At 63.9% G+C, this 10,813-nt stretch carries 7 protein-coding genes and 1 pseudogene; 3 read left to right on the top strand and 5 right to left on the bottom strand.

What is annotated here, in order from left to right:
- Both EOA49_RS26745 and EOA49_RS26750 read left to right on the top strand, forming a co-directional pair.
- Positions 1–1,038, top strand: a 1,038-nt coding sequence (locus EOA49_RS26745) for an NAD(P)/FAD-dependent oxidoreductase (RefSeq protein WP_164749293.1), incomplete at its 5' end; no start/stop codon positions are given.
- Positions 1,039–1,373: 335 nt separating this feature from the next.
- Complete coding sequence (locus EOA49_RS26750; RefSeq protein WP_164747040.1) at positions 1,374–2,876, top strand: PAS domain S-box protein; 1,503 nt, start codon at positions 1,374–1,376, stop codon at positions 2,874–2,876.
- A 67-nt stretch (positions 2,877–2,943) separates the two neighbouring features.
- Here EOA49_RS26750 and EOA49_RS26755 read toward each other — a convergent pair whose 3' ends face one another.
- Positions 2,944–3,372 (bottom strand): hypothetical protein, encoded by a 429-nt coding sequence (locus EOA49_RS26755; protein WP_067330644.1) that lies wholly within the window; start codon positions 3,370–3,372, stop codon positions 2,944–2,946.
- A 441-nt stretch (positions 3,373–3,813) separates the two neighbouring features.
- Here EOA49_RS26755 and EOA49_RS26760 point away from each other — a divergent pair, with 441 nt between their 5' ends.
- Positions 3,814–4,134 carry a hypothetical protein gene (locus tag EOA49_RS26760; protein WP_127215447.1) on the top strand — a complete coding sequence of 107 codons (321 nt, stop codon included), beginning with the start codon at positions 3,814–3,816 and terminating at the stop codon, positions 4,132–4,134.
- Between the two features lie 44 nt (positions 4,135–4,178).
- On the opposite strand, the gene EOA49_RS26765 is transcribed toward EOA49_RS26760, so the two are convergent.
- The 4 genes and pseudogenes from EOA49_RS26765 to EOA49_RS26780 form a co-directional block, all read right to left on the bottom strand.
- Positions 4,179–5,906, bottom strand: coding sequence for an SEL1-like repeat protein (locus EOA49_RS26765; RefSeq protein WP_095826409.1), 1,728 nt, complete (start codon positions 5,904–5,906; stop codon positions 4,179–4,181).
- Between the two features lie 43 nt (positions 5,907–5,949).
- Positions 5,950–7,356 carry an HlyD family type I secretion periplasmic adaptor subunit gene (locus EOA49_RS26770; RefSeq protein WP_127243446.1) on the bottom strand — a complete coding sequence of 469 codons (1,407 nt, stop codon included), beginning with the start codon at positions 7,354–7,356 and terminating at the stop codon, positions 5,950–5,952.
- An 80-nt stretch (positions 7,357–7,436) separates the two neighbouring features.
- The gene (locus tag EOA49_RS26775; protein WP_127239615.1) at positions 7,437–9,743 is read right to left on the bottom strand and encodes a peptidase domain-containing ABC transporter; all 2,307 of its coding nucleotides are present in this window, start codon (positions 9,741–9,743) and stop codon (positions 7,437–7,439) included.
- 237 nt (positions 9,744–9,980) lie between these two features.
- Positions 9,981–10,813 (bottom strand): annotated as a pseudogene (locus EOA49_RS26780) (hypothetical protein); the annotation flags it as partial.

The following is a 10,813-nucleotide window of genomic DNA, read 5'->3' on the forward strand; positions in this document are numbered from 1 at the left end:
CTCGAGCGCGAGGGGCGGCTGGCCGAGCCCTGGCACCACCGCCATGAGAACCTGCATCTCAACACGCATCGCGACCTCTCGACGCTGCCCGGCGTTTCATTTCCGCAAGGCACGCCCGCCTTTCCGCACCGCAGCGCGGTGATCCGCCTGTTCAACGACTTCGCCCGGACGCACCGGCTGCCGATCGCCTTCGGCGTCGTCGTCGAGGAAATCGATTTCCGCGGCGATCACTGGCTGCTGAAGACCAGCACGGGACCGCGAGCGGCGCGCCACGTGGTGATCGCCACCGGGCGCGACCGACAACCCTTTATCCCGGCCTGGAAAGGCATGAAGGATTTTTCGGGCAAGATCGTCCATTCGGCGCATTTCGGCCGGGCGAGCGACTATGCTGGGACAAAAGTGCTGGTGGTCGGCGCCGGCAATTCCGGCTTCGACGCGCTCAACCATCTTTCCGGGGTCGAGACCGGGCAGATGTGGCTCTCGGCGCGCAACGGGCCGTCGCTGCTGCCCAAGCGCATCGGCAAGATCGCCGTGCATCGTTTCTCGCCCGTCATGGCGAGACTGCCTGCCCGGCTTGCCGATGCGGTGATGGCGGCGACGCAGCGGCTGGTCTTCGGCGATCTCGGGAAGTACGGCCTGCCCCCCGCCCCGTCGGGCGGCGCCAGCCGCCTCGGCTCGGACTATACGGCGATCGCCGCCGATGACGGTGCGGTCGACGCGATCAAGGCCGGCCGCATCATCGTCGTGCCGCAGGTCAAGGAATTCAGGCACGACGGCGTCGTTCTCGAAAGCGGCCAGTCGATCGCGCCTGACATCGTCATTGCCGCCACCGGCTACCGCACCGGGCTGGAGGCGATGGTGGGCAGGCTCGGCGTGCTCGATGCCAAGGGAGTGCCGCTGTTCAACGGCCCGGCGAACGACCCGAAACTGCCCGGCCTCTGGTTCACCGGCATGCGGCCGAGCATTCGAGGCTGCTTCGCCAATGCGCGCATCCAGGGCGCGGCGATCGCCGGCAGGATTGCCAAGCAAAGGCGCTGAGGCGCTAGTCTGCGCGCGAGGCTTCCGTTTTGGGCCGGCCGCGGAAGCTTTAAATGCCGCGAGCGTCGGAGTACGGCGCGGCCTGGTAGCGCACCTGATTTGGGATTGCCCGTGGCTTAGGCGAATTGCCATTTGGCTCAAGCCGCTAGACGGGCGCCGCTCGCGGCTCGTCGGCGACACCAGCCGCCGCGCCGCAAGGCGACAAGTCCTATTGCGAAACCGCGCAAAGCGCATATTGTCGAGCGTGGTCGGGGATCGTACCCGGCGGTCGAAGAGGCGATCGACGCGGTGCTGCGTTAGGCGATTGGGTCAAGGACTCGATGCAGCAAGGGGCTATGAGTGTTACGGCCACAGGGCGCGGCCAGCGTGAGCAAGCCGACGGCGATATTGCCCGCGAGCAAACCGTCCTCTTTCGCCTCACCGACCGACTTTACCGCGCCCATGGCCTCGTCGAGATCTACGATGCGGCCCTGGATGCCATATGCGACGCCCTCGGTTCGTCGCGCGCCTCGATCCTGAAATTTGACAATCACGGCGTCATGAGCTTCGTCGCGTGGCGCTCACTGTCTGAAGAATACCGCAAGGCTGTCAACGGCCACACGCCGTGGACAAGCGATCAGCGCGACGCCAAGCCCATCTTTGTCGAGGATATTCGGTTCAGCGGTGAATCTCAGCAACTCATCGAAACGGTCCTCGGCGAAGGCATCGAAGCGCTGGCCTTTATCCCGCTTGCCAGCTCCCGCGAGCTCATCGGCAAGTTCATGGTCTACTACCCAGCACCCCATAGCTTCACCGATCGTGAACGCGAACTTGCGTTGACCATTGCCCGCCAGCTCGGGTTTGCGATCGAACGGGACCAGGCGGAAACCACTGCAGCGCGGCTAAGCGCGCTTGTCGAATCCTCAGATGACGCGATCATCGCGACGGATCCGGACGGCATCGTCACGGACTGGAACCGTGGCGCCGAGCGTCTCTACGGCTACCCCCGCGCGGAAATTATCGGTCGTTCGCTCATGTTGCTGATACCGCCCGATCGCCAGAACGAGGACCGGGAGATTCTGGCGCGCATCCGAGATGGAGAGCATGTCGAGCATTTCGAGACCGTTCGCCTGCGCAAGGACGGCAGTATCGTTCCCATCTCTTTGACAGTTTCCCCCATCGCGGACGCGTCGGGCACAATTGTCGGTGCTTCCAAGATCGCCCGCGGCATCTCCGAGCGGCTGCGCTCACAAGAGCAGCGGGAGATACTGCTCCGCGAGATGGACCACCGTGTGAAGAACCTCTTCGCCATCGCAAGCTCGATCATCAAGTTGAGCGCCTCGACCGCCGAAACGCCGGCGGCGCTCGCCTCGATCGTGTCTGACCGCCTCGGTGCCTTGGCGCGGGCGCATGCGCTGACGATGCTCACGTCGGATGGCCGCTCTGCTCAGGTCTCCGCGAGCCTGCATACATTGGTCAACGCGATCCTCGCGCCATACCGCCATGTGGCCAATGAGCATCCCCGCTTCGCGATCACCGGCATCGATATCCCCGTGCCTGCGGCAATGATCACGCCGCTTTCCCTCCTGCTGCACGAATTCGCCACCAACGCTGCCAAACATGGCAGCCTCTCGGCGGCCACCGGCTCAATAGAGATCGCTTGCGCCAATCGGGACGGCAAGGTGCTTATTCAATGGCGAGAGGTTGGAGGACCACCTCCCGTCGCAACCGAAGAAGAAGGTTTCGGGAGCCGCCTGGTCCGCGTCGCCGCGAGCCAGTTGGGCCGAGTCGAGCGAAACTGGGACCCGGCCGGCGTCACTATCGAGATCACGCTTGACGGTGAAAGATTTTCTGCCTGACGACCAGAAGGCCGAGCTGAGGTGGGATCTCCTCGGCCGGGTCGACCAATCGAGCATGACAGTCGGGCTAGCTCATGTCCCTAGCGGCGTCTTCGATGAGCTTGACAACCAAATTGCGAAACCTCTCGCCGGACCTGTTCCCTATATTTCCAACATCCTCGGCGACCATACCGGGTGACGAAACCGACACCTCCCCACTGACGTGAACGTTGACGGTGAATACCCTTCCGGCGGTGTTTTTCACTTCCGGCTTTCGGTAGATTCGAAACCGAACAGAGGGCGTCAGCGCCTTGTCACGGCCCCGCGGAACGGTGTCTATGTCGATGGTCATCTCGCCCGACACTTCTGCCTTGGCCGCTACCAACGACGCAACAACGACATCGTCCAGCCAGGCCCTGGCTTGGGTGCCAAAATCCGGCACCGTGGCATTCGCATCCTCCTTTTGCTGGCGAGGAGCTTTCTTGCCGCGCTCAAGGGCTTCTTTGAACTTAGCCACCTAATCGCCTCCGACTTGTCAGCCTATGAAGCGGTGCTCACAAGGGTCACCGCTCTGCCCAATCAATAAAACGCGTGCCATCGCAGTGCGTTGCAATGACCGCTAACAAGCCTTCGCAGCGCGGTTGATGGGTCGACGGGGGCGACGCGCGAAACTTCGCTGGCAAGGCGCGTTCCTGGCTCGCCATCAGACGGCGCCGCCAGCAGGGCAAGACGCTGGATTGTCTTAGATCGCGCCGTCAGCGGCCATCGCAACGCGCATCGGCGAACGACCGCTGCTGGGTCGGCGACGATCGGGCGACCAGGGCTTTGTGCGCGCGTGGCCGCTTGCGCCCCCGCCCGGCAGCCAGGTGGTACCTCTTTATCAATGCTTCACCATAGGAACAGCGGTCCCGGAACCTTTCTGATTGCTGCGAACTTCTGGAATTCCATGAATCCCAAAATGAAGGACTTCGGCATGAAAGTCACTGCAGCAGGCATCGACCGCATCAAGATCGGCAACGCCGACGCGAATGGCCAGGGCGCGCATTTCGTCGTTTGGCTTTATCTTCAGGTCGACGAAGGCGGCACACAAACCGGTCAGGAACTGGTGGTGTCGGTCCCGTACGACGCGCAGATGACCTTTGATGAAATCGCTACCCAGGCTTTCGAGAAGGCGCATAACCTGCTTCTCGCCTGCTGCGAGATCGATAAGTCCATGTGGTGGAAACAGTTCAACCACAGCCTAGCGCCGCTGCCTGAGTGGACGCCCGGCGCGCAGTAGTCGGGCGCGACCGATGCCGGTGCTAAGCCTTGGCAGTGAATGCCTCAGCCGGCCAATTCGGAAAGTTCGTCGGCCGCTTCCTCAAGACCTTGCGCCGCCGCTCGCTCGAGCCAAAGGCGGCCGACTGCCGGGTAGTGCTCTCCGGCTAGGCCCTTCGAGAAATATCGGCCGAGCATCAGTTGGGCCTGCCCGTGCCCACGCTCGGCCGCGGCCGCAAACCATTTCTGCGCCGCCACGTGATCGACCGGCAGTCCCTCGCCGGAGCTCTGCAGCGCGCCGAGAGCAAACATTGCGCCGGCATGTCCGTCGGCAGCAGCCCGTCGGAACAGCTGTATTGCGGCTTCGGGAGAGCGTTTGCCTCCGCTGCCATTGAGCAGCATCTCAGCAAGTGCCACTTGCGCATCGAGCATGCCGCCTTCGGCCGCTTGGGCAAACCAGGCACGAGCCTGTTGCGCGTCGGCAGCCACGCCGCGCCCGTCCCTGAGAATGCGCGCATACATGTACTGAGCCTCAGCCACGCCTTCAGCCGCGCGCCTCAGCCATTGCGCGGCGCGAGTTTCATCCTGGTGCACGCCGACGCCTTTGGCGAAACATAGCCCGAGATTGAAGGCGGCGATAAGGTCGCCCGATAATGCGGCCGCCTCGAACCACCCCGCTACGCTCGTGATATCGTCCGGCTCGCCGGCTCCCTGAAGAACAAGATTGGCCAGATCGACTTGCGCTGCCCGGTTCCCGCTGCTTGCGGCGGTGCGCAGCCAATGCGCCCCCTCTTGCTCGTCCCTGGCGACACCGTTTCCCGTCAGGTAGAGAGAGGCCAGCGCACGGGCGGCGGCCTGGTGCCCCCCCTCGGCCGCACGACGATACCAAATTGCCGCCTCTGAAAAGTCGGGCGGCCGGCTCTTCACGTAACGATCGCCGAGGAGATTCGCCGCCTCGAAATTACCCGCCAATGCCGCACGCCGTATCCAGGCCTCTCCAGCCATAGGATCCTGGTCGCCGAGGCTCCCGTCGACAAGCGCCAGACCCAATCGGAATTGGGCCGCAGCAAGCCCCTTCTCCGCAGCTGACTGATATAGTCGCACCGCGCCAGCAAGGTCGCCAGCGACACCGAGGCCATGTTCGGTCAGGATCGCGAGAAGATAGATCGCTGTCGGCAAGCCAGCGTCCGCCGCCCGCCGGACCTCATCGGCAATCCTGGACCGGTCTGCCGACAGACCCCGCCGTGCCAGCGAAAGGGCAAAACCAAGGCTTCCTTCGGCGCAGCCGGCCGCAGCCGACCGCTCGTACCACTTACAGGCAGCATCCGCGTCGCGCATCGGTTCGGGACCGCTGGTCAGGATGTAGCCGAGGAGTGCCTGGCCGGTGGCGGAGCCGGCCTCGGCCGCCTTCGTGGCAAGGTCGAGCGCTGACGCAAAGTCTGGCTCGCTCGTCGTGTCCTCCACGAACAGGCGTTCCGACTCGGAGCCCTTGTCAGCCTCGGCTGTCGCCATCCCGGTCACGTAAAGTGCGGCGAGAAGCGCCTGCGCATCAGCGCTCCCGTGATCCGCTGCTCGCCGCAGCCAGCGCGTCCCCTCTGCCCGGCTGGGCGGCACGCCGGAACCTTCGAGATAGCAACGCGCGACCCGATACTCGGCCTGGCCTATGCCCGCACGCGCAGCCGTGGCGAAGAGCGGAAAGGCCTCGGTGGGCTTGCCATTTTCAGCAAGCTGGGTCGCCCTTCGCAATGCTACGGATGGGCTAGCCAAACCAGTCAGGCGATCCAGAATTGTCATCGATGCCAGCCTCTGGCTGCTCCGGTTCCTCTTGAGCTGCAGACTACGGCTCGCGCATCGCTTCCTGACCGATCGGGAGCATCACCCCAAGCATGTATTTGAGCACCGTGCGCCGGCCGACCTGAACGTCGGCGGTCACCGGCATGCCGGGGGTGAGGGCAAACCCGGCGGGTACGTCATGCAGCGCGAACTGATCGATGGAAATGCGCGTCCGATAGAACGGTTCTGTGTTCGAGGGCAGCATTGCCAGCGAACTGTCTGGATCGCGGGCTTGCTCCTGAGCGGAGAAGGAATCCGGACTGAGCGTGCGCACGGTGCCGTGAGCGAGGCCGTATTGCGAATAGGGGAAGGTATCGAACTTGATGACGACAGGATCGCCGACATGGACGAAGCCACTGCTTCGGCCGACGACATTTGTCTCGATCTCGAGCGGCGCCTTGGCGGGCACCAGCGTGATCAGGCGCTCGCCCGACTGCAGGACCGAGCCGACCGACACCTTTGCCACGGACTGGACAATGGCATCTCCTTCGCTTTTCAGCTCGACCAGTTGCTTGCGCAGCTTTGCCTTGTTGAAGAGCTCGCGCGCGTCGGACATGCGAGAGCTCGCCTCCGACAAACCTTGCGAGACTTCCGCGCGCCAGCCTTGAATGTAGCCGGCGCGGTCGGCGGCTACCGCAGCCTGCTGGCGCCTGGCAGCTTCCGCCGTCTGCACGGCGTTGCCGAGCGCGCGCGACATTTCGGCCGAATTGTCCTCGGCCAGCAGGGTATTGAGGCGGCTCCCGACTTGCCTTTCTTCCAGCTGCTTGCGCATCTGTTCTATCGATGCCGCGACGGAGAGCCGCTGCCGGTAGCCAGCGGCATCAGATTGCGCGCGCGAGATCACGGAAGTGAGTTCATCGCTTTGCCGATCGAAATTCTCCAGCTTAGCCTCGTAGACCGCCTTGCGGCGCTCGAAGATCGAGGCCTGCAGGGTCCAGCTGGGGTCGAGGCCGTCATAGTTGAACTCCTTGCCGTCGGCCTCCGCCTTCAACCGTGCCACTTCAGCCTCAAGCGTAGAGACCTGCATGGCCAAGGCCTGCAGGTCTGCCGAGGCGAAGGTCGAATCGAGGCGCGCAAGCAATTGGCCGGCCTGCACATGCTGTCCCTCGCGCACTTCGATCGAGCGGACAATCGCCGTCTCCAGCGGCTGCACGATGATGTTGGGCGATTGTGAAACCACGAGCCCCCTCGTCGTCACGACCTGGTCGACCGGTATCAGTCCGGCCACGGTGATCAAGACGATCACGAGGCTCGAAATCATCCATACGATGCCGCGCGCCGACCGAGGAATCGGCGCATTGGAGACGGCAGTCGACGGCCATTGGAACTCGAGTATGGCCGGCGTCGTCGGATCGTTCGCTTTCGCTCGGCGCCAGCGAGCCTGGCGGACGGTGAGCGAGGTGCTACTCATGGCTTACCGGCCCTTGTTATCCAACTCATCTTTGGCGAGAACCACCATTTCAATCTCGACCCCGTTGCGGCACCACATCGTCAAACCAATCGCGGCGGTACGGCCGCCGGCCGGCCGCCGCGATTGTCCAAATGTCGGTTCTGCTGCGACCACAGCTGACGATAGAGCGCGCATCGTTCGAGCAGGACGGTGTGCGAAGCGACGTCGAGAACCTTGCCCTGCTCCATGACCAGGATCTGGTCGCAGTCGGTGAGCGAGGACAGCCGATGCGAGACGATGATCATGGTGCGGCCGCTGGCGATGCGCATGAGATTGGCACTGACGACCGCTTCGCTTTCCGGGTCGAGAGCACTGGTGGCCTCGTCGAGAATGAGGATGGTCGGATCGTGGATGAGGGCGCGCGCGATCGCCAGCCGTTGCTTTTGACCGCCCGAAAGGTTGGGCGAACCTTCCTCGATGTAGGTGTCGTATCCGTTCGGCATGCGTTCGATGAATTCTTCCGCGCCGGCCAGATGCGCGGCACGCATGGCATCGGACAGCGTCAAGCCTGCGCGCCCGGCGATGATGTTGTCGCGGATCGACCCGCGGAACAGGAAATTGTCCTGGAGGACCACGCCGAGCCCCTGGCGAAGATGACGCAGGTTGATTTCCTTGAGGTCGACGCCGTCCAGCTTCAGGAACCCGCTGTAATCCCGGTTGATCCCCTGCAGCAGCCGCGCGATGGTCGATTTTCCCGACCCGCTCCGCCCGACAATGCCGAACATGGTCCCAGCCGGAATGTGGAAGCTGACCCGGTCGAGGGCGGGCGTCTTGGTACCGATGTAGCTGAACGTCAGATCGCTAAACGTAACTTCGCCGAGGAGCCTTGGCCGCAGACCGAGGGAGTTCGAACTCGTCTCCAACGGCCGGTTAAGGACGGATGCCGCCTCGCCGATTGCCGCCCCCACCTCCTCGTAGTCTTCGATCAGCCGCACCAACCCGACCAGCGGCTGCGCGACGCGTTGGGAGATCATCATGAAGGCGAACAGACCGCCGACCATATAGCCGGAACTGTCGCTCATCGCGAGATAGGCGCCGATCAGCATGGTGCCGAGCACCATTACGCGTTCAATGGGCGTAACCAGGGTCTGCGGCCAGCTGGCGAACTGCCCGAAGGAGAGGCGCGCGCTTCCCGCCTCCGCCACCTGCTCGTCCCAAAGCGCCTTGCGTTGCGGCTCGAGACCAAGCGCCTTCACGGTCTTAATGCCGACAACGGTTTCGCCCAGCGCCGCCGACTTCCAGGTCTCGGCCTCGATCACCCGCTGGTACCTTCGGCGCAGCGGCTTCAGGAAGGCAAGGATGATCAGCATGATCACCGCTGCGCAGGCAACGACGATCCAGGCAAGCGTCACGTTGATATAGAACATCACCGGCAGCAGCACGCACAGGGTGATCAGGTCCAGGAACGTGCTGAGCAGTTTGCCTGTCAGAAACTCGCGGATTCGATAGACCTGCGCGAGGTGGTACATTGTCTCGCCGGCGGGGTGGCGCTCGAAATAGTCGAGCGGCAGACGCAAGAGGCGGCTGAAAACGTGCAGCTGCAGCTTGGTGTCGAGGCGGGCTCCGACGACGTTGGTGATCAGTCGCCGCGCGTGGCCCAGGAGCGTCTCGTATGCGAAGACGACAGCGACTATGGCCGACAAGAGTAACAGCGTCGAGACACTGTTGAACTGCAATACCTTGTTGACCACCGTCATGACGATGAGCGGCGGCAAAATGGTCAGAACGCTGAGTGTGAAGGAGGCGATGGCCACGTCGCGAAGCGGCCGGCTTTCGAGCCGCACCAGTTCGGCGATCCAGCGAAGGGTGAAAGGCGCATCCGCGGCAACATAGGATCGCGCGTTTCGCAGCAGCACCGCCTCGCCCGTCCACACCTGCGACAGGCGCAACTCGTCGACAGCGGTGGATGGACCATCGTCGGGCGCTTCCGGACTTTTGAGGAAGACCACGTTGCGCTCGGCGCTCGCCCCGGTGAGGAGACCGGCGCCGCCGTCGCTGAACAAGAGAACGACCGGTCCGGTATCTTGAAAGCGCAACAGGTGTGACCAGCGAACACGCACTGCGCGGGACCACATGCCGCCGTTCTGCGCCCATTCCGACAGGTCGGTAGCGCTTGGAAACGGGCCTGCGCTCGCTGCCCTGAATTCGTTCGGATCGAGCTCGATACCGTGATAGCGGGCGACCCGGAGCATCGCCTTGAGGCGCGGCCCGACCTGGTCGAACTCGGCGGGGCCACCGGGGCTCTGCCCCGTTTCGCTGGTGCCGCTGGGCATGCCGGTCGGGTCGGCCGCGGTCCCGGCACGCAGCTCCACAGGCTGGACTTCAGCACTCCCAGGAACGTTCACCATGGACTCCCCTTCGGGTAGGCAGGCGGTGGTTCGACATTGCCCGGGGCGGACCATTTCCGCCGGAATCTCTGGGGGCGCTGATGATACTCCACGGCGGTCGGTCGCGCGAGCCCCTTAACCACTCGGAAAGGCCGAACGCGCGGGCCCTGCCCTTCGGCAAAGCCCGCGCGCCCGCTTCTCAGCTTTGGACCGGTTTCTATCGTCGTCTGTCCGGTCGCCATTCCTGCTCACTCATGCTCAGTCATGCGGCTTCAGAATATCCTTCAGCGCCTTCTTCACCGTGTCGTCGCTATTGGCGAAGCCGGCACCCTGCTTGTTCTGATCCGAGGTCAGGTCGGTGCTTGCACCCAACGGCTTGTTCTGGTTCTGACCAAATCCCCTGATCGTGTTGAGAACATTCAGGAGGTCGGTCGTCACCGAACCGGCGGCCTGGCTGACAAGCTGACGGAACGACGCATGGCTGACGGCATCACTGTCGGTCGAGCCGGATTGCAGGAACTGCGTCGTGTCCTTGAGCCCGAGCGAGTTGGCCGTGACCGCGGCGGTGCGATGGCCAGGCGAGCCATCGGCATCAGTGCCATCGTTGGAATGTCCCTTCCCAGGATTGCTGCTGTCGTTGTGGTCAGGATCATTGCCATGGCCGTTGTTGCCTTTGTCGCGATCACCGGTCTCGCCGCCGGGGCCGGTCGCTCCGGTCGGGCCCGTTGCGCCGCCCGGCCCGGTGGCACCCGTCGAGCCGGTTGCGCCGGTTGCACCCGTTGCGCCGGTCGCTCCGGTCGAGCCTTTGGCACCCGTTGCGCCGGTAGCACCCGTTGCTCCGGTTTCACCTGTCGCTCCGGTCGAGCCGGTGGCGCCGGTCGCACCCGTTGCTCCAGTCGCCCCAGTCGAGCCAGTTGCTCCGGTAGCTCCAGTCGAGCCGGTAGCTCCGGTCGCACCGGTCGAGCCCGTTGCTCCAGTCGCACCGGTGGCTCCGGTCGCACCTGTCGAGCCGGTTGCACCCGTAGCGCCGGTCGCTCCGGTCGAGCCGGTTGCACCCGTTGCTCCAGTTGAGCCGGTAGCGCCAGTGGCAC

The sequence above is a fragment of the Mesorhizobium sp. M1A.F.Ca.IN.020.04.1.1 genome (genome assembly GCF_003997315.1).
GTDB lineage: Bacteria > Pseudomonadota > Alphaproteobacteria > Rhizobiales > Rhizobiaceae > Mesorhizobium.

Excerpts from the sequence above, each read along its gene's own strand:
- EOA49_RS26770 (WP_127243446.1), bottom strand. The coding sequence starts at position 7,356 with ATGAGTAGCACCTCGCTCACCGTCCGCCAGGCTCGCTGGCGCCGAGCG.
- EOA49_RS26775 (WP_127239615.1), bottom strand. The coding sequence starts at position 9,743 with ATGGTGAACGTTCCTGGGAGTGCTGAAGTCCAGCCTGTGGAGCTGCGT.
- EOA49_RS26760 (WP_127215447.1), top strand. The coding sequence starts at position 3,814 with ATGAAGGACTTCGGCATGAAAGTCACTGCAGCAGGCATCGACCGCATC.
- EOA49_RS26765 (WP_095826409.1), bottom strand. The coding sequence starts at position 5,906 with ATGACAATTCTGGATCGCCTGACTGGTTTGGCTAGCCCATCCGTAGCA.
- EOA49_RS26750 (WP_164747040.1), top strand. The coding sequence starts at position 1,374 with ATGAGTGTTACGGCCACAGGGCGCGGCCAGCGTGAGCAAGCCGACGGC.